Source organism: Stenotrophomonas sp. YJH_SMC_73, assembly GCF_059370155.1.
Genome location: NZ_JCAFTJ010000007.1, coordinates 207323 through 226570 on the forward strand (window position 1 = coordinate 207323; position 19248 = coordinate 226570).

The window sequence follows — 19248 nt, forward strand, 5'->3', positions numbered from 1 at the left end:
GTGCTCCTGTTGGCGGGCTGCCAGAGTGACCCGGTGCTGCGCAGTGATCGGCTGGGCCCGGCGCAGTACCGGCTGCAGGTTGATCGCTGTCACGTGATCGACCGCGCGCAGCTTGAGGGCGACCTGCGGGCCCTGGCCTCGCGGAAGTGCCCGGCGGGTGCAGGGGCGTTGCAGAACATCCAGTCCCTGCCGAGCCGGCAGGGCAGCCTGTTCGGGGAGTGCCCGCGGCGCGGGACGCTGCAGGCGGAGGTGCGTTGCCTGCCCTGAGTCGAGCCAGGTTGTTGATTTGAAAGCAGAACGCCCGCCCTTTGGTGGGCGTTCTGCATTTCCGGCATCCGGTCCAGGGGTCAGATCCGTTTTCCTTTGGAAAACGGATCTGACCCCCATGAGGCTCCGATTTGACGCACTGCGCAAGAATGCGCTAATGTACTAACGCGCTATTACATTGATGCATGGACCCGACCCCGTGAAAGCCCGCCCCGAGATTGCCGCCAAAGACCCGAAGGCCGACCTGGAAGCTCTGGCCCGGGCCTTTGCCGCGCTGCGCGAGCCGGAGCAGGTCGAGGCATTCCTGCGCGACCTGTGCACCCCGGCCGAGCTGGAGGCCATGGCCGACCGCTGGAAGGTGGTGCCGCTGCTGCAGCAGGGCGTGCCGTACCGCGAGATCCACGAGCGCACGGGCGTCAGCGTGACCACCACCGGACGGGTGGCACGCACGCTCGAGCATGGCCATCGAGGCTATGCCGCCGCCATCGACCGCCTTGCTTCGCGCTGATCCGCGCCCCGTTCCGAACTTCGAGACCTCCCCCATGAGTGCAACCCAGGCAGCGCCGGCACGAGACCGGCTGCGTATCGCCATCCAGAAGAGTGGCCGGCTGGCCGAGCCCGCCCGCAACCTGCTCAGCGCCTGTGGTCTGAGCTGGCGCGAAAGCCGCGACAAGCTGTTCTGCTACGGCGAATCGCTGCCGGTGGACCTGTTGCTGGTGCGCGACGACGACATCCCCGGCCTGATCGCCGATGGCGTCTGCGACCTCGGCATCGTCGGTCGCAATGAACTGGACGAGCAGGCCGCGGCACGCCGCCAGATCGGCCTGCCGGACGCCTACCAGACGCTGCGCGGGCTGGGCTTCGGCCAGTGCCGGCTGATGCTGGCGGTGCCCGAGGAATGGCAGTGGCAGGGTCCGGCGCAGCTGGCCGGCACCCGCATCGCCACCAGCTACCCGGCCATCCTCAAGCAGTGGCTGGCGGAGCAGGGCGTGGACGCGCAGGTGGTCGAGCTGTCCGGGTCGGTGGAAATCGCCCCGCGCCTGGGTACCGCCGACCTGATCTGCGATCTGGTCTCCAGCGGCGCCACGCTGCGTGCCAACCAGTTGACCCCGGTACACAACCTGCTCGACAGCGAGGCGGTGCTGGCTGGTGCGATGCGCGTGCCGGATGACGCACGTGCATCGCTGCGCGCGATGCTGCTGCGCCGCCTCGACGGCGTGGTGCAGCGCCAGGACCGCAAGCTGCTGATGTTCCGTGCCAGCGAAGATCGCGTCGACGCGCTGGCGCAGCTGCTGGCCGATGCCGAGCCGCTGGTGCGGCTGCCGGCCGATGGTGGCGCGCTGCGCCTGCAGACCATGTGCCCCGGCCCGCTGAGCTGGCAGCGCATGGAAGAACTCGAGCGCGCGGGCGCGCAGGGCCTGATGGTACTGAGCGTGGAGCGATCGCTGGCATGAACCGTCTGATCTGGTCCCGACTTGATGAGGCCGCGCGCAGCGCGGCATTGACCCGCCCGGTGCAGGCCGTGGCGCAGCAGACCCGCGATGCCGTAGCGGCCCTGATCGCGCAGGTGCGTGCACAGGGCGACGATGCGCTGCGTGCGATTACGGCGCGTTTCGATGGCGTCGAGCTGGCCTCGTTTGAAGTTTCCGAAGCCGAATTCGCCGCTGCCGAAGCCGCCGTGCCCGCCGAACTGCGGCAGGCGATGGTGGACGCCGCCGAACGCATTGCGCGCTTCCACGCCGCTGGCATGGGCAAAGGCTATGCAGTTGAAACCGCGCCGGGCGTGGTCTGCGAACGCATGCTGCGGCCGATCGGCCGGGTGGGCCTGTACGTACCGGCTGGCAGCGCGCCGTTGCCGTCCACCGCGTTGATGCTGGGCGTTCCGGCGCAGCTGGCCGGTTGCCCGCAGGTGGTGCTGTGCACCCCGCCGCGCGCCGACGGCAGTGCCGATCCGGCAGTGCTGGTAGCCGCCCGCCTGACCGGCGTGCAGCGCGTGTTCAAGCTGGGCGGCGCGCAGGCGATCGCGGCGATGGCCTATGGCACGGCCAGCATTCCGGCCTGCGACAAGCTGTTCGGGCCGGGCAACAGCTTCGTTACCGAAGCCAAGCAGCAGGTCGCACAGGACGGCGCCGCCGCCATCGACATGCCTGCCGGTCCTTCGGAGGTGCTGGTGATTGCCGATGCTGGCGCCAATCCGGCGTTCGTCGCCGCCGACCTGCTGTCGCAGGCCGAGCACGGTCCGGATTCGCAGGTGCTGCTGCTGACCGACGACGCCGTGATGCTGGCGGCGGTCGAAGCCGAGGTTGAGCGCCAGGTGGCCCTGCTGCCGCGCCAGCAGATCGCGCGCCAGGCACTGTCGGCATCGCGGCTGGTGCAGGTTGATTCGTTGGACGAGGCGTTCGCGATCAGCAACCGCTATGCACCAGAGCACCTGATCCTGGCCCTGCGTGATCCGCGCGCATGGCTGGACAAGGTGCAGGCGGCCGGCTCGGTGTTCCTGGGCGATTACACCCCCGAAGCACTGGGTGACTACTGCAGCGGCACCAACCACGTATTGCCCACCGCCGGTGCCGCGCGTGCCTACAGCGGCGTGAGCGTTGCCAGCTTCCAGAACCTGATCAGCGTGCAGAGCGCCAGCGCCGCCGGCCTGGCCGCGATCGGCGGCTGCGCGCGCATCATCGCCCGTGCCGAAGGCCTGGATGCGCACGAGCGTGCCGTTGCGTTGCGCATGGAGGTGGCGGCATGAGCGCGGCGATCGATGAGGTGCTGGCACTGGTGCGCCCGGACCTGCAGGCCTTCGCCGGCTACAGCTCGGCACGCAGCGCGGCGGTGCAGGGCGAGGTCTGGTTGAATGCCAATGAGTCGGCCTGGGCCAATGCGGCCGATCCCGCAGGCAGCAGCCGGCGCTATCCGGAGCCGCAGCCGCTCGCGCTGCGCGAGGTACTGGCGGCGCTGTACGGCGTGATGCCACAGCAGCTGCTGATCGGTCGCGGCAGCGACGAAGCCATTGATCTGCTGGTGCGCGCGCTGTGCGTGCCGGGTCGCGATGGCGTGCTGGTCACGCCGCCGGTGTTTGGCATGTACGCCGTCTGCGCACGCCTGCAGGGTGCCGCCTTGATTGAAGTGCCGCTGGTGGACAGCGAGGATGGACTGCGCACCGATCTGGATGCGGTGATCGACGCGGCCAAGGCGCAGGGTGCCAAGCTGGTGTTCCTGTGTGCGCCGTCGAACCCGGCCGGCAGTGACATCGCCCTGGATGAGGTCGAGCGCGTGGCGGTTGCGCTGCGCGGGCAGGCGCTGGTCGTGGTGGACGAGGCCTATGTCGAGTATGCACAACGGCCGTCGGCGACCACGTTGCTGGCCGCGCACGCCAATCTGGCGGTGCTGCGCACGCTGTCGAAGGCGCACGCGCTCGCGGCCGCCCGCGTTGGCACGCTGATCGCTGCCCCGGAGCTGATTGCCCTGCTGCGTCGCTGCCAGGCGCCGTACCCGGTGCCGACGCCGTGCGCGGAACTGGCCGTGCAGGCACTGCAGCCGGCCGCGCTGGCGCGCACCGCCGAGCGCGTGACCACGGTGATCGCCGAGCGCGAGCGCCTGCGAGCAGCCCTGGTCGGCCTGCCCGGCGTGTGCCGGGTGTATGCCTCGGCCGGCAACTACCTGCTGGTCCGCTTCGCCGATCCCCAGTCCGCGTTCGATACGCTGCTGGCTGCGGGCGTGGTGGTGCGCGACCAGCGCGCTGCGCCGCAGCTGGGTGATGCGCTGCGCATCAGCATCGGCAGCCCCGAAGAGAATGACCGCGTGCTTGCGGCCCTGTCGGCGCGGAGGGCCGCAGCATGACCCCGATCCTGTTCATTGACCGCGACGGTACCCTCATCGAGGAGCCGTCCGACTTCCAGATCGACGCCTACGAAAAGCTGCGCTTCGTGCCGCAGGTGATCCCGGCGCTGCTGAAGCTGCGTGATGCCGGCTACCAGTTCGTGATCGTCACCAACCAGGACGGCCTCGGCAGCGACAGCTACCCGCGCGCCAGCTTCGATGGCCCCAACGACCTGATGCTGCAGATCTTCGAGAGCCAGGGCATCACCTTCCGTGACGTGCTGATCGATTCCAGCTGGCCGCAGGACAATGCGCCGACCCGCAAGCCGGGCATCGGCCTGATGACCGCCTACCTGCAGGACCGCAGCATCGACTGGGCACGCTCGGGCATGGTCGGTGACCGGATCACCGACCTGCAGTTTGCCGCCAACCTCAACATCCGTGGTTTCCAGCTGCGCACCGCGCAGTTTGGTGGGCAGTGGGACTGGCCGGGAATCGCCCATGCGCTGGCCGACGCGCCGCGCACCGCCGTTGTCCAGCGCAACACCAAAGAAACGAAGATCCGCGTTGAGCTGGACCTGGACCGCGCGGGCGATGCACGCATTGCCACCGGCCTGCCGTTCTTCGACCACATGCTGGAGCAGATCGGCAAGCACGGCGGCTTCGCGCTGGACATCCAGGCCGAGGGTGACCTGCACATCGACGAGCACCACACCATCGAGGACACCGGGCTGGCCCTGGGCCAGGCCCTGCGCGAGGCGTTGGGCGACAAGCGCGGCATTGGCCGTTACGGCTTCACCCTGCCCATGGACGAGACCCTGGCCAGCGCTGCGCTGGACTTCAGCGGCCGTCCCTATTTCGTGTTCGAGGGCGAGTTCAAGCGCGAGCGCGTGGGCGATATGCCGACCGAGCTGGTGCCGCACTTCTTCCGTTCGCTGTGCGATGCCAGCGGTTTGAACCTCAACCTGCAGGTGCGCGGCGACAATGATCACCACAAGGTGGAGGCCTGCTTCAAGGCGCTGGCGCGCGCGCTGCGTCCGGCGCTGGCCCGGCAGGGCACGGCACTGCCGAGTACCAAGGGGGCGTTGTGAGCGATGTTGCGCTGATCGATGCCGGTGGCGCCAACCTGGGCTCGGTGCGCTACGCACTGGAGCGCCTGGGCGCGACGGTGCGGCTGGTGCGCGATGCGGACGGCCTGGTTGGTGCGCGGCGGGTGATCCTGCCCGGCGTCGGCGCCGCCGGTCCCGGCATGCAGCGCCTGCACGCTCAGGGCCTGGTGGAACCGCTGCAGCGACTGGAGGTGCCGTTGATGGGCATCTGCCTGGGCATGCAGCTGCTGTTCGAACGCTCCGAGGAAGCGGGCGTAGAGACACTGGGACTGATTCCGGGCGTGGTACGCAAGCTGGTGCCGGCCTGTGGCATCCGCGTGCCGCACATGGGCTGGAACCGCCTGCTGCCGCTGCGCGAATCGCTGTTGCTGCAGGGCGTGCCGGAACGCGCCAGCGCCTACTTCGTGCACAGCTATGCGGCGCCGCTCAATACCCACACCGTCGCTGCCTGCGACCACGGTGGCCTGTTCACCGCCGTGGTGGAGCAGGGGCGCTACTACGGCGCACAGTTCCATCCCGAGCGCTCCGGCGAGACCGGCTCGCTGATGCTGCGCAACTTCCTCGAGGGCACTGCTGCATGAGTTTCATCGTCTACCCCGCGCTGGATATCCGCGACGGCCGCGTGGTGCGGCTGCGCCAGGGCGACTACGCGCAGGAAACCTCCTATGGGGATGACCCTCTGCCGCGCGCGCAGGCCTTCGCCGCGCAGGGCGCGCAGTGGATGCATCTGGTCGACCTGGATGCCGCACGGGCCGGTGGCTACACGCTGGCGCCGCTGTTGGCATCCATTCGTGCGCAGACCCCGCTGCAGGTGCAGACCGGCGGTGGCGTGCGCGGCCGCGACGATGTGGCGCGCATCCTCGACGCTGGCGCCGGCCGCGTGGTGGTGGGTTCGCTGGCGGTGCGTCGTCCCGATGAAGTGGTCGGCTGGCTGGAGGAATTCGGCGCCGATCGCATCACGATTGCGCTGGACGCGCGCCAGGACGCACAGGGGCAGTGGCAGCTGCCGGTGCACGGATGGACCGAGAACGCCGGGGTGACCCTGGATGACCTGGCCCGGCGCTACGCGCGCGCCGGCATGCGCCATCTGCTGTGCACCGACATCGCCCGCGACGGCATGCTGGCCGGGCCCAACATCAGCCTCTACCAGCACCTGTCGGCGCTGTTGCCGGGTGTGGCGGTGCAGGCGTCCGGTGGCATCCGTGACGTGGCCGATGTGGCCGAGGCGCGTGCCGCCGGCTGCGGAGGTGCCATCCTCGGCAAGGCACTGCTGGAGCAGCGCATGGACCTGAGCGAGGCGTTGGCATGTTGAGCCGCCGCATCATTCCGTGCCTGGACGTGCGTGATGGCCGCGTGGTCAAGGGCGTGCGCTTCCGCGATCACGTCGACATGGGCGACATCGCCGAGTTGGCACAGCGCTATCGCGACCAGGGCGCGGACGAGCTGGTGTTCTATGACATCGGCGCCAGTCCCGAGGCACGGTCGGTTGACGTCGCCTGGATCGAGCGCATCGCGCGCCTGATCGACATTCCGTTCTGTGTGGCCGGTGGCATCGACAGCGTGGAAACCGCGCGCCGCGTGCTGTTCGCCGGTGCCGACAAGGTGTCGATCAATTCGCCGGCGCTGGGCCGGCCGGAGCTGATCACCGAGCTGGCGGACGAGTTCGGCGTGCAGTGCGTTGTGGTGGGGGTCGATTCGGTGCGCGAGGCCGACGGGCAATGGCGGGTGCGTCGTTTCAGCGGCGATCCGGACAAGACCCAGGCGGTGCCGCTGCGCACGCTCGACTGGATCGTCGAAGCGCAACGGCGTGGAGCCGGTGAGATCGTGCTGAACTGCATGGACAGCGACGGTGTGCGCCGTGGCTACGATGTCGTGCAGCTGCAGCAGGCGCGGGCGCTGTGCCAGGTGCCGCTGATTGCCTCCGGTGGTGCCGGAGCGATGGAGCACTTCGCCGACGCCTTCGACCAGGCCGACGTCGACGGTGCGTTGGCGGCCAGTGTGTTCCACAGCGGCGCCATCGCCATTCCAGAATTGAAGCGCTACCTGCGCGGACAGCAGATCGAGGTGCGGGATGTCTATTGAAGTGAGGCCATCGCTGGATGCGCTGCAGGCGCTGGACTGGGGCAAGGGCGACGGCCTGCTGCCGGCCGTGGTGCAGGATGCCGATACCCTGCAGGTGCTGATGCTGGGCTATGTCAGCGCCGAATCGCTGGCGGCCACGCTGGCCATCGGCCACATGACCTTCTTCAGCCGCAGCAAGCAGCGGTTGTGGACCAAGGGCGAGCAGTCCGGCAACGTGCTGGTGGTGCAGTCGATCCGTGTCGACTGCGACGCCGATACGCTGCTGGTGATGGCGCGCCCGGCCGGGCCGACCTGCCACACCGGTGCCGAGAGCTGTTTCGACCAGGCGCCGAAGGATTTCCTGGGTGGGCTGGGCCAGCTGGTGGCCATGCGTGACGCGCAGCGCCCTCCCGGCAGCTACACCACCAGCCTGTTTGAAGGCGGCATCCGCCGCATCGCGCAGAAGGTGGGTGAGGAGGGCGTGGAGACCGCATTGGCCGCCGTGGCGCAGGATGATGAGGCATTGCTGGGCGAGGCGTCGGACCTGCTGTACCACCTGCTGGTGCTGCTGCGCGCGCGCGGGCTGTCGCTGGATGATGCGCGCGCGGTGCTGGAAAAACGCCATCGTTGAGGAAGGCGTACGGACCAACGGTCCGCACCCACCTCTGCAATGCAGCCGAGCATGGCTCGGCTCTACAATAGGTGGTCTTCTTCTTTCCCGGACCGCCCATGAAACTGCCTGCCGCCTGGCTGTGCTGCCTGTTGCTGACCTCGCCGGCCTGGGCCGCGGACACCGTGGTCAGCGGCAAGGTCTATCTGGAGCGTGACGGCAAGCCCGGCCGCGGTGCGACCGATCCGGGCCTGGCCGGGGTGCAGGTTTCCAACGGCGAGACCATCGTCAAGACTGCCGCTGACGGCAGCTACAGCCTGCCGGTGCGCGACGGCCAGACCGTATTCGTGATCAAGCCCGATGCCTACGCCTTCCCGAAGGCGGCGGACGGCCTGCCTTCGTTCTGGCGCCACTACCGCCCGAACGGCTCGCCGGCGCTGAAGTACGGCGGCATCGCGGCGACCAGCGACGTCACCCGCAACTGGGACTTCGCCCTGCAGTCGGATCGGCATGACAGCCGTCGTGGTTTCCAGATGCTGGTATTCACCGATTCGCAGACCGCCAGCCTGAAGGACATCGGCTACTACCAGCAGTCGATCGTGGCGCCACTGGTCGGCCAGACCAGGGCACGCATGGGCACCACCCTGGGCGACATCGTCAACGACGACCTGACCCTGTACCCGGCGATCAACAAGGTCACCACCGAACTCGGCGTGCCGTGGTTCCACGTGCCGGGCAACCATGACCTCGACTTCGATGCGGCCAGCGACGAACACTCACTGGACAGCTGGCGCAACATCTACGGCCCGGACACCTACGCGGTGGAAGAGGGCGGCGCCAGTTTCGTGTTCCTGGACGACGTGGTGTACGACCCCAAGGCCAGGCCGAAGTACATCGGCGGCCTGCGCGAAGACCAGTTCGCCTTCCTCGCCAGCTACCTGAAGGGCCTGCACAAGGACCGCCTGCTGGTGCTGGGCATGCACATCCCGCTGTTCGACGCGGCGCCGGGGCGCGAGACCTTCCGCCATGCTGACCGCCAGCGCCTGTTCGACCTGCTGAAGGACTTCCGCAACGTACTGGTGCTCAGCGGCCACAGCCACACCCAGCAGCACGTCTACCACGGCAAGGCCGAGGGCTGGAACGGCGACAAGCCACTGCACGAATACAACGTCGGTGCCAACTGCGGTGCGTTCTGGTCGGGCGTGAAGAATGCCGCTGGCGTGCCGGACAGCACCATGAGCGACGGCACGCCGAAGGGCTATGCATTGCTCGACGTGGCCGGCAACGGCAGCTATCGCCTGCAGTACCGCGTGGCCGGCAGGCCGGCCAGCGAGCAGATCGGCCTGCACGCGCCGAAGGTGCTGCGCCAGGGGGCCTACCCGGCGTGGGGTGTCTACGCCAACGTCTACATGGGCGAGGATCGGAGCGTGGTCGAGTACCGTGTCGATGGCGGCGCCTGGCAGCCGATGAAGCAGGTCAGCCAGCCCGACCCGCGCCTGATGGTGGAGAACGTGGCCGATGATCTGGCCAGCAGCCTGCGCGGCTACGACCGTTCGCCGGAGGCCACTGCGTCGCCGCACCTGTGGCGTGGCGCGCTGCCGACCGATCTTGCAGTGGGCAGCCATAAGGTCGAGGTACGCTCCACCCAGCCTGATGGCGCAGTGTTCACCGCCACCACCAGCTACAGCCTGCAGACTGCCCAGCCCTGACTCCCGCGCACCAGCGCTCCAGCGAAAGGACCCCGCATGGATATCCGCTTCATGGCCGGCACCACACCGGTGACCCTCAGCCGCCACTGGTTCACCGGCGCGATGCTGCTGCAGAGCGCCACCGAGAAGGTCTGGGTGCAGCACCCGCTGCATCCGGGCACCCACTTCTCGTTCTCGCTGGTACAGTCGTGGCTGCGCCACATCGCCGGCCACGAAGTGCTGGTCGAGCGCACCCGGCCGCTGTTGTTCGCCGGCTTCCGCCCACAGCGCCTGCGCGTGCTGGTGGATGGGGTGCAGGTGGCCGAACAGGAAGGCATGTAGGTTCACCTGAACCACCGGCGCGCTAGGCAAAGCCGTCCCGATGCCTGAGAATCGGGGCGATTCAATCGATCCAAGCAGGCCAGCGTGACCATCGCAGCAGCGTCAACGGTTTCCTCCGACTCCGCCCGCGGCGGTCTTCCGCGCCGTCTGGTCGTCGCCGATGTCGGCGGCACCTTTGCCCGGCTCGCGCTGGCAGAAACCCGACCCGGCCAGACGCCGCTGCTGGGCAGCCACCGTACCTATGCCTGTGCCGAGCATTCCAGCCTGGCCGCGATCCTGGCCGATTTCACCGCCGGCCTCGGCCAACCGGTGCAGACCGCGGTGGTCGCCATCGCTGGCCTGCTGGATGGCGATGTGCTGATCAACTCGAACCTGCCGTGGACGGTCTCGCTGTCGGCCACCCGCGCGCAGTCCGGGCTGCACGAACTGCAGCTGATCAATGATTTCGAAGCGGTGGCGTTGGCCATCCCCTACCTGCAGCCGGAAACCCTGGTGCCACTGAACGGTGACGCCGATCCGGCGCAGGCCTTCCCGGCGCTGGTGCTGGGCGCGGGTACCGGGCTGGGCGCCGCGCTGCGTTTCGCTGATGGCGAGCGTCCGGTGCTGGCCAGCGAGATCGGTCATGCCGCGCTGGGCGCCGGCAACGCGCTGGAACTGCAGGTGCTGGGCCGCCTGCTGCAGCGTTGGCCGCACGTGGACAACGAACGCGTGCTGTCCGGCAGCGGCCTGATGAACCTGTATCCGTGCCTGTGCGAACTGCGCGGCGTCACCCCGGTGTGGAACAGTACGGAGGCGCTGATCGGCGCCGCGCGTGGCGGTGAGGATGCACTGGCGGTGGAAACGTTGCAGGTCTTCTGTGCGTGGCTTGGCAGCCTGGCCGGCGACGCGGCGATCGCCGTCGGCGCGCGCTCGGTGTACCTGGCCGGTGGCATTTCCGCGCATGTGCAGGATTTCCTGGCCGATGGCCGCTTCCGTGAGCGCTTCCTCAACAAGGGCGTGCTGACCGAGGTGCTGCGCCAGGTGCCGGTGTGGCGCGTGGAGCATGGCCAGCTGGGCGTGCTCGGCGCAGCGGTCTGGCACGCCGCACGGCAGCCCACGCACGACTGATCGGCAGGGTTGGCATCGGGCCGGCCGTGCATTGCAGACTGGGAGGGGAAAATGGTGGATCGCAGGCAGTTCCTGCAGGCCGGTGCACTGGCCGCAGGCATGGCGGCATTGCCGGGCGTGCAGGCGCGCACGCAGGGTGGGGCCCGGGTGGTCTCCACCTGGGACTTTGGCGTACCGGCCAACCAGGCCGCGTGGAGGGTGCTGGCGCAGGGTGGCAGCGCGCTGGATGCGGTGGAGGCGGGCGCACGCTGGGCCGAGAGCGAGCTGTGCAACCCTACCGTTGGCCATTGCGGCAATCCGGATCGCGACGGCGTGCTGAGCCTGGATGCGAGCATCATGGACGGCGATGGCCGTTGTGGTGCAGTGGCCGCGCTGGTGGACATCCTGCATCCGGTGTCGGTGGCCCGCAAAGTGATGGAGAACAGCCCGCATGTGCTGCTGGTCGGCGAGGGCGCGCAGCAGTTCGCGGTGCAGCAGGGGTTCGAGCGCAAGCATCTGCTGACGCCGCAGGCCGAAGCGGCCTGGCGCGAGTGGCTGAAGACCGAGAAGTACCAGCCGCAGATCAATGCCGAGCGCCGTGGCATTCCCGGCAACAGCGACAACCACGACACCATCGGCATGCTGGCACTGGATGCCAAGGGCCAGCTGGCCGGTGCCTGCACCACCAGCGGCATGGCGTGGAAACCGCACGGTCGCGTTGGCGACAGTCCGATCATCGGCGCCGGCCTGTACGTCGACAACGACGTCGGCGCGGCCACTGCTTCGGGGGTGGGTGAAGAGATGATCCGCAACGCGGCTTCGTTCCTGGTGGTCGAGCTGATGCGCCAGGGGCGTTCACCGGCGCAGGCCTGCCGTGAAGCCATCGACCGCGTGGTGCGCAAGCGCCCGGAAGCGAGCAGAACGTTGCAGGTGTGCTTCCTGGCCATGAACAAGCAGGGCGAGGTCGGCGCCTATGCGCTGCATCGTGGCTTCGTCTATGCGGTGTGCGATGCGCAGCGCCAGGATGACCTGCGTGACTCGCCGTCGATCTACACGAGCACCCAGGCGTGAGTACGCGGCTGACCCTGGAGATCGCCAGCAACTCGCTGGCCTCGGCGCTGGCCGCGCAGGCTGGCGGCGCCGACCGCATCGAACTGTTCGACAACCTGGCCGAGGGCGGCACCACGCCGTCGTTCGCCAGCATCGCGATGGCCCGCGAGCGCCTGTCGATTCCGCTGTTCGTGCTGGTGCGGCCACGCCCGGGCGACTTCCACTACGACGCGCTGGAAACCGAACTGATGCTGCGTGACATCGCGCAGTGCCGCGCGCTGGGTTGCGATGGCGTGGTGATCGGCGCGCTGGACGTGCAGGGCGGCATCGACCTGGCGCTGTGCCGGGAACTGGTGCAGGCCGCCGGGCCGTTGCAGGTGACTTTCCATCGCGCCTTCGACGCCGCCCGCGATCTGCCGGCGGCGCTGGAGCAGCTGATCGGGCTGGGCTGCCAGCGCGTGCTGACCTCGGGCGGGCAGGCCAGCGCCGAGGCCGGTGCCGATGTGCTGGCGGGCCTGGTCACCCAGGCGGCGGGGCGCATCACGGTGATGGCTGGCGCCGGATTGGCCCCGGGCAACATCGCAACCGTCGCGCGGCAGACCGGCTGTACCGAACTGCACGCCTCCGCAAAAGGCCTGCGCCGCTCGGCGATGCAGTTCCAGAACCCGGCGCTGCGCGGTCTGGACCCGGACTGGAGCCAGACCGCCGCCGCTACCGTGGCCGCGCTGCGGCAGGCGCTGGACTGATCGAATCCGTCGGGCATGGCCCGGGGTCAGATCCCTTCTGCGAAGGGATCTGACCCCTGTCGCAACCCCGGCCGCAGGCACGCGACGGACAAAACCGTTCCGCGCGCGATTGTCGTGATCATGTCACTACTTCGTGCGCCGTTCTGTCAGCAACGCGTCGCAACTCTTTGATTGTTCTTGACACCGGCAGCCGATAGCGGCATCTCGCCGGGCTGTTGCTGCGTTGCCGCATGCCGGGCGTGGTTCAGCTGTGCTTTAGTTTGGATCGATCCACAGGGGAGGTGCCATATCGGTCGTGAACCGATCCAAGCGCCTGGATCCGTCGTAGTGCCGCGCCACCGTCCGCCCGTGCGTCCACATCTTCGAAGAGCAACCACCCATGGCTCAGATCGTCCACAAGCGTCGCCACCTGCTGTCCCAGGCCCTGATCCTGGCCCTGTTGCCGCTGGCAGCCAGCGCGCAGGAAGCTGCCAGTTCGTCCACCAAGGATCTGGACGCGGTCACCGTCACCGGCTCGCGCATCAAGCGCGCCAGCGTCGAGGGCCCGGCGCCGGTCAACGTGATCACCGCCGCGCAGATCCAGAAGGAAGGCTTTGTCAGTGTGTACGACGCGCTGAAGACCCTCACCGAGGCCACAGGCACCGTTGAAGCCGCATCGCAATGGGGCTCGCATACGCCCAATGCCAGCGGCCTGAACCTGCGCGGGATGGGCCCGAACCGCTCGCTGCTGCTGGTCAATGGCCGTCGTGTAGCGGATTACCCGCTGCCCTACGGTGGCGAAACCAACTTCTCCAACTACGGCAACATTCCGGCCGCGGCGGTGGAGCGCATTGAAGTGCTGACCGGTGGCGCCTCGGCCATCTACGGTTCGGATGCGATCGCCGGCGTGGTCAACGTCATCCTCAAAACCAACTACGACGGCGACGAAGTGCGCGTGCGCGGCGGCACTTCCAGCGAAGGCGGACGTGATACCTGGGATCTGTCCTGGGCCGGTGGCAAGACCGGCGAAAACTGGAGCGTGACCTACGCGCTGCAGTACACCAAGCGCGACCCGCTGTTCGGGCGTGATCGCCCGCAGATGGACGATGCCGACGATGCGCCGTACCCGTCCTGGAACATGGAACAACGCAAGGTCGGCTTCCGTCCCACCGCCGGTCTGGCGCTGATCGATCCGACCACGGGCCAGCGCTTGGCGCCGCCCACCGGCACCTGCGAAAAATTCGACGGCGAGTATTACACCGCCGATCGATTGGTCTACAACTACGCCGCCAACCGCATCACCAACACCGGCCGCCTGTGCGGCATGAGCGCCGACTACGCCAACTGGCTGCTTACCGGCGGCGCCGAGAACGTGTCCGGAAACCTGTACGCCACCTTCGATTTCAGCAATGACCTGCAGGCCTGGACCAACCTGGCGGTGTATCGCTCCGAAGCGATCTGGGGCACCAATCCGCCCGGCGTGTCGCTGATCGACGATGACAACGGCTATTACTGGGATGCCAACCGCAACCGGCCGATCCTGGGCGTGCGCCAGTTCACCCCGAACGAAGTCGGGGGCCTGGATACGCTGCGCAACACCAACCGCGAGCTGTCCTGGGACTGGAGCGCGGGCCTGCGCGGGCGCCTGGCCGACCGTTTTGACTGGAGTGCCACGGTGGGGCGTTCCTATTACCGCGTGGAAGAACGGCAGAACGTGGTCGACAAGCAGAAGTCGTATGACTACTTCCTTGGCCCGCGCCTGGGCACCACCGCCGATGGCGAGGCGATCTATGCGTTGAACGAATCGCGCTGGTGGAACCCGCTGACGCCGGACCAGTACTGGCAGATGGGGACCGTGGCGAAGAACCGCGCGGCGTCATGGATCAACCAGGCGTCGGCGGATATCACCGGCGAGCTGTTCCAGGGCTGGGCCGGCCCGATTTCGTTTGCGGTGGTGGCTGAAGTCGCGCAGCAGGGCTATCACCTCAGTCCGGACCCGCGCGCTGGCATCGACTTCGACCTGCAGAATGTCGATCGCGGCGGCGGTGAGCGTACCCGCTACTCGGCCGGCGTCGAGTTCAAGATCCCGCTGCTGGACAGCGTGACCGCCACTGCGGCCGCGCGCTACGACCGCTATGGCAACTACAAGGCCGATGACAGCAGCGAAGCGCTGGACATCGGCAGCCAGAAGGAAACCACCTGGAACGTCGGCCTGGAATGGCGCCCGGTCGAATCGCTGCTGGTGCGTGGCTCGTACGCCACCAGCTTCCATGCGCCGGACATGCATTACCTGCTGGGCCAGCCGAGCAGTTCGGAAGTGCAGACCTATGACCGCCTGCGCTGCATCCAGAGCGGCGCGTACCTGGTCAACAACTGTGGCGTGGGCAACACCGACGTCTGGTACACGTTCGACGTGAACCGGCGTGGGACGCCGCTGCTGCGCTCGGAGACCGGTGATTCGTGGACGGTCGGCTTCGTCTGGGACGTGCTGCCGAACCTGTCGGTCAGTGCCGACTACTGGGCGATCAAGCTGGAAGACATGATCGTCGACGTCGGCGCCGATGAGGTGCTGGCCAGCGAGGCCGGCTGCCTGACCGGCAAGAACATGGACGGTACGCCATGGGCCAACCCGGCCGGTGGCGAGTACTGCGCCGGCATCCTGGCCCGCGTGAACCGTGACAGCAACGGTCGCCTGGTATCGATCGAGCGCGGCCCGTTCAACCTGGCCAGCCGCGAGGTGCGCGGCATCGACCTGACCGCGCGCTATCGACTGGAAACCGCGCAGTGGGGCAGCTTCCAGCTGGGCGTGAACTACACCAACCAGATCTCGACCAAGGAGCAACGCTACGCCGCCGACCCGAATCCGGAACGCCGCGATCGCGACCTGCGCAGCAAGCTGCGCGCGAGCCTGGCCTGGCAGCGCGGCAACTGGAACGCCAATGTCTATGCCGACCGCATCGGTTCGGTGCCGGGCGTGCGCTACCACTGGGGTACCGACCGCCTGGACAACCCTGGTGGCTGCCTGCCGTTCGCCGATGGCTACGTGCCCAGTGACAGCCCGTCGCTGAACTGCCTGGAGCCGGCACGGCTGCCGGATGGTTCGGTGAACCCGAACCCCAACGCCGGGCAGCAGACGGCGCGCTACTACGGTCGAGTGGGGCCGTTCATCACCTGGAACTTCAACGTGGGCTACCAGGTGACCGAACACGCGAAGGTAAACGTGTACGTCAACAACGCCTTCAACGCCGCCAGCTGGAACCACAAGGACCCGTACAAGCTGGATTACGACTTCGCTCCGACCCGCCTGCTGGGCGCGGTCGGCCGCGAGTTCGCGTTGGAGTATGTGTTCACCTTCTGAGGTGACCTGCCTCCGCCGGTAGGTCCACGCTATGCGTCGATATGGACACCCGGGTGCCCATTCAGGAACTGCGGACAGGCTGGATTTGACCTTCCCACGATGGCAAGGTTTAGCCTGTCCGCATCCAGAAGGAGCCCCGGGAATCCGATCATGAGCACGCCCCGCGCCACTGCAGCCCCCGCAAGCCCTGCCACCATCAGCCTGCCCATCGAGGGCATGACCTGTGCCAGCTGTGTCGGCCGGGTCGAGGCGGCGCTGTCCAGGGTCGAAGGCGTGGGCAGTGTTTCGGTCAATCTGGCCACCGAGCGCGCGGATATCCGCCCGTCCGGTCCGGTCGATCGGGCCGCGTTGATCCAGGCGGTGGAGCGGGTGGGCTACGACGTGCCCGCTGCCACCACCGAGCTGTCGGTCGAGGGCATGACCTGTGCGTCCTGCGTGGGCCGAGTCGAACGTGCGCTGTTGGCCGTGCCCGGCGTCAGCCAGGCCAGCGTGAACCTGGCCACGGAGCGCGCCACGGTGCGTGGCGTGGCGGAAGTTGCAGCGCTGGTCGCCGCGATCGACAAGGCCGGCTATGACGCACGCGTGATTGAAGCCGGCGTGCAGTCCGATGACGAGGCCGCGGAAAAGAAGGATGCCGAGCGCGCCGAACTGAAGCGCGACCTGATCGTGGCGTCCGCGCTGGCGCTGCCGGTGTTCGTGCTGGAGATGGGGGCGCACCTGATCCCCGGCATGCACGAATGGGTGATGTCCACCATCGGCATGCAGGCCAGCTGGTACCTGCAGTTCGTGCTGACCGCGCTGGTGCTCGCCATCCCGGGCCGCCGCTTCTACCAGAAGGGCATCCCCGCGCTGCTGCGGCTGGCGCCGGACATGAATTCGCTGGTGGCGGTGGGCACTGCCGCAGCGTTTGGCTACTCGGTGGTGGCCACGTTCCTGCCGACGCTGTTGCCGGCGGGCACGGTGAACGTCTACTACGAAGCAGCGGCGGTGATCGTTGCGCTGATCCTGCTCGGCCGCTTCCTTGAGGCCCGGGCCAAGGGCCGCACCTCCGAGGCGATCAAGCGACTGGTCAATCTGCAGGCGAAGGTTGCCCACGTGGTCCGTGACGGCCGGACGGTGGATGTCCCGGTCAATGAAGTGCTGAGCGGCGACGTGGTGGAAGTGCGCCCGGGCGAGCGCGTGCCGGTCGACGGCGAGGTGGTCGAGGGCCGCAGCTACATCGACGAGTCGATGATCAGCGGCGAGCCGATCCCGGTCGAGAAGCAGCCGGGCAGCAGCGTGGTGGGCGGTACGGTCAACCAGAAGGGCGCACTGACGGTACGTGCCACGGCGGTGGGCGCGCAGACCATGCTGGCGCAGATCATCCGCATGGTCGAACAGGCGCAGGGCTCGAAGCTGCCGATCCAGGCGGTGGTCGACAAGGTCACCCTGTGGTTCGTGCCGGCGGTGATGCTGGCCGCGCTGGCGACCTTCGCAGTCTGGCTGATCTTCGGGCCCTCGCCAGCGCTGAGCTTCGCGCTGGTCAATGCGGTGGCGGTGCTGATCATTGCCTGCCCATGCGCGATGGGACTGGCCACGCCGACCTCGATCATGGTCGGTACCGGCCGTGGCGCCGAGATGGGTGTGCTGTTCCGCAAGGGTGAAGCGCTCCAGTTGTTGAAGGATGCACAGGTGGTGGCGGTGGACAAGACCGGCACGCTGACCGAAGGGCGCCCGCGCCTGACCGATCTGGAGATTGCTGCCGGCTTCGATCACAACACGGTGCTGGCGGCAGTTGCCGCAACGGAGTCGCGCTCGGAGCATCCCATCGCCCGCGCGATTGTTGATGCCGCGACCGGCCAGGGCATCGCGTTGCCGGGCATGGTCGACTTCGAATCGGTCACCGGCATGGGCGTGCGGGCCAGTGTCGAGGGTGCACGCGTGGAGGTCGGTGCCGATCGCTTCATGCGCGACCTGGGCGTGGACATCACTTTGTTTGCGACGCTGGCGGCAGAGCTGGGCATCCAGGGCAAGTCGCCGCTGTATGCCGCCATCGACGGCCGCCTGGCCGCAATCATCGCGGTATCCGATCCGATCAAGCCGAGCACGCCGGCCGCAATCGCGGCACTGCATCAGCTTGGCCTCAAGGTGGCGATGATCACCGGTGACAACGCTGGTACCGCGCAGGCGATCGCGCGCCAGCTCGGCATCGACGACGTGGTGGCCGAGGTGCTGCCGGAAGGCAAGGTCGAGGCGGTGCGCCGCTTGAAGGCCACACATGGCCATGTCGCCTTCGTCGGCGACGGCATCAACGATGCGCCGGCGCTGGCCGAGGCCGATGTCGGCCTGGCCATCGGCACCGGCACCGATATCGCGGTCGAGTCGGCCGATGTCGTGCTGATGTCGGGCAACCTGCAGGGCGTGCCGAATGCCATTGCACTATCGAAGGCGACGCTGGGCAACATCCGCCAGAACCTGTTCTGGGCCTTCGCTTACAACACCGCATTGATTCCGGTGGCGGCCGGCGTGCTGTATCCGACCTGGGGCGTGCTGCTCTCGCCGGTGTTCGCGGCCGGTGCGATGGCACTGTCCAGCGTGTTCGTGCTGGGCAACGCGCTGCGCCTGCGCCGCTTCCAGCCGCCGATGGCGGACGCCCCCGCCGTCACTCAGTGAGGGGGATGCCATGAACATCGGTGAAGCCGCCAAGGCCTCCAGCGTGTCGGCGAAGATGATCCGCTACTACGAACAGATCGGCCTGATTCCCGCCGCTGATAGAACCGAGTCGGGCTACCGGGCGTATTCGCAGGCGGATATCCACCGCCTGCGCTTCATCCGCCGCGCGCGCGACCTCGGCTTCCAGGTGGCCGAGATCGGCGACCTGCTGGGCCTGTGGAACGACACCTCGCGGCACAGCGCCGACGTCAAGCACCTGGCCGAACAGCACATTGCCGACCTGGAACAGCGCATCGAGCACATGCGGCAGATGGCCGACACGTTGAAGTCGCTGATCAGCTGCTGCGCGGGTGACGAGCGCCCGGAATGCCCGATCCTGGAGCGGTTGGGCGAAGACCATGATGCCCCGGTGCCGGTCGTCGCCGCCAAGACCGGCGCGGTGCGGCGACGCGCACAGAAGCATTGAATCGATATCGCGTGCATG

At 68.0% G+C, this 19248-nt stretch carries 18 protein-coding genes; all 18 read left to right on the forward strand.

What is annotated here, in order from left to right:
* The 18 genes from AC5P8R_RS13445 to cueR all read left to right on the forward strand — a co-directional run bounded on the left by AC5P8R_RS13445 (position 1) and on the right by cueR (position 19230).
* The gene (locus AC5P8R_RS13445) at positions 1–267 is read left to right on the forward strand and encodes a hypothetical protein (protein WP_229653757.1); all 267 of its coding nucleotides are present in this window, start codon (positions 1–3) and stop codon (positions 265–267) included.
* Between the two features lie 199 nt (positions 268–466).
* A complete protein-coding gene (locus AC5P8R_RS13450; protein ID WP_005416326.1) occupies positions 467–775 on the forward strand; it encodes a YerC/YecD family TrpR-related protein in 309 nt (102 codons plus the stop codon).
* A gap of 34 nt (positions 776–809) precedes the next feature.
* The gene (gene hisG, locus AC5P8R_RS13455; RefSeq protein WP_014646947.1) at positions 810–1721 is read left to right on the forward strand and encodes an ATP phosphoribosyltransferase; all 912 of its coding nucleotides are present in this window, start codon (positions 810–812) and stop codon (positions 1719–1721) included.
* Positions 1718–3013, forward strand: a complete 1296-nt coding sequence (gene hisD, locus AC5P8R_RS13460) for a histidinol dehydrogenase (RefSeq protein ID WP_046430361.1) — start codon at positions 1718–1720, stop codon at positions 3011–3013. Before hisG ends, hisD begins: the two co-directional genes overlap by 4 nt.
* Complete coding sequence (gene hisC, locus AC5P8R_RS13465) at positions 3010–4104, forward strand: histidinol-phosphate transaminase (protein ID WP_495223532.1); 1095 nt, start codon at positions 3010–3012, stop codon at positions 4102–4104. The genes hisD and hisC overlap by 4 nt, the downstream gene beginning before the upstream one ends.
* Positions 4101–5174, forward strand: coding sequence for a bifunctional histidinol-phosphatase/imidazoleglycerol-phosphate dehydratase HisB (hisB, locus tag AC5P8R_RS13470; protein WP_053494372.1), 1074 nt, complete (start codon positions 4101–4103; stop codon positions 5172–5174). The genes hisC and hisB overlap by 4 nt, the downstream gene beginning before the upstream one ends.
* Positions 5171–5773: an imidazole glycerol phosphate synthase subunit HisH gene (hisH, locus tag AC5P8R_RS13475; protein ID WP_032957991.1), complete on the forward strand. Its 603-nt coding sequence runs from the start codon at positions 5171–5173 to the stop codon at positions 5771–5773. The genes hisB and hisH overlap by 4 nt, the downstream gene beginning before the upstream one ends.
* Complete coding sequence (gene hisA, locus AC5P8R_RS13480; protein ID WP_014646952.1) at positions 5770–6504, forward strand: 1-(5-phosphoribosyl)-5-[(5-phosphoribosylamino)methylideneamino]imidazole-4-carboxamide isomerase; 735 nt, start codon at positions 5770–5772, stop codon at positions 6502–6504. The genes hisH and hisA overlap by 4 nt, the downstream gene beginning before the upstream one ends.
* Entirely contained in the window at positions 6498–7274 is a 777-nt protein-coding gene (gene hisF / locus AC5P8R_RS13485) for an imidazole glycerol phosphate synthase subunit HisF (protein ID WP_014646953.1), read from the forward strand. Before hisA ends, hisF begins: the two co-directional genes overlap by 7 nt.
* The gene (gene hisIE / locus AC5P8R_RS13490; protein ID WP_014646954.1) at positions 7264–7884 is read left to right on the forward strand and encodes a bifunctional phosphoribosyl-AMP cyclohydrolase/phosphoribosyl-ATP diphosphatase HisIE; all 621 of its coding nucleotides are present in this window, start codon (positions 7264–7266) and stop codon (positions 7882–7884) included. Before hisF ends, hisIE begins: the two co-directional genes overlap by 11 nt.
* Positions 7885–7982: 98 nt before the next feature.
* A complete protein-coding gene (locus AC5P8R_RS13495) occupies positions 7983–9572 on the forward strand; it encodes a calcineurin-like phosphoesterase C-terminal domain-containing protein (protein ID WP_032957989.1) in 1590 nt (529 codons plus the stop codon).
* A gap of 36 nt (positions 9573–9608) precedes the next feature.
* Positions 9609–9893 carry a hypothetical protein gene (locus tag AC5P8R_RS13500; RefSeq protein ID WP_005409434.1) on the forward strand — a complete coding sequence of 95 codons (285 nt, stop codon included), beginning with the start codon at positions 9609–9611 and terminating at the stop codon, positions 9891–9893.
* A gap of 84 nt (positions 9894–9977) precedes the next feature.
* Entirely contained in the window at positions 9978–11000 is a 1023-nt protein-coding gene (locus AC5P8R_RS13505; RefSeq protein ID WP_032957988.1) for a glucokinase, read from the forward strand.
* A 51-nt stretch (positions 11001–11051) separates the two neighbouring features.
* Positions 11052–12050, forward strand: a complete 999-nt coding sequence (locus AC5P8R_RS13510) for a glycosylasparaginase (RefSeq protein ID WP_197621598.1) — start codon at positions 11052–11054, stop codon at positions 12048–12050.
* On the forward strand, positions 12047–12775 hold the full coding sequence (locus tag AC5P8R_RS13515) for a copper homeostasis protein CutC (protein WP_169412494.1): 729 nt from the start codon (positions 12047–12049) through the stop codon (positions 12773–12775). The genes AC5P8R_RS13510 and AC5P8R_RS13515 overlap by 4 nt, the downstream gene beginning before the upstream one ends.
* 379 nt (positions 12776–13154) lie before the next feature.
* Positions 13155–16112: a TonB-dependent receptor plug domain-containing protein gene (locus AC5P8R_RS13520; RefSeq protein ID WP_495223533.1), complete on the forward strand. Its 2958-nt coding sequence runs from the start codon at positions 13155–13157 to the stop codon at positions 16110–16112.
* Positions 16113–16262: 150 nt separating this feature from the next.
* The gene (locus AC5P8R_RS13525; protein ID WP_495223534.1) at positions 16263–18764 is read left to right on the forward strand and encodes a heavy metal translocating P-type ATPase; all 2502 of its coding nucleotides are present in this window, start codon (positions 16263–16265) and stop codon (positions 18762–18764) included.
* Between the two features lie 10 nt (positions 18765–18774).
* Positions 18775–19230 (forward strand): Cu(I)-responsive transcriptional regulator, encoded by a 456-nt coding sequence (gene cueR, locus AC5P8R_RS13530; protein ID WP_049404083.1) that lies wholly within the window; start codon positions 18775–18777, stop codon positions 19228–19230.
* Positions 19231–19248 lie beyond the last annotated feature (18 nt).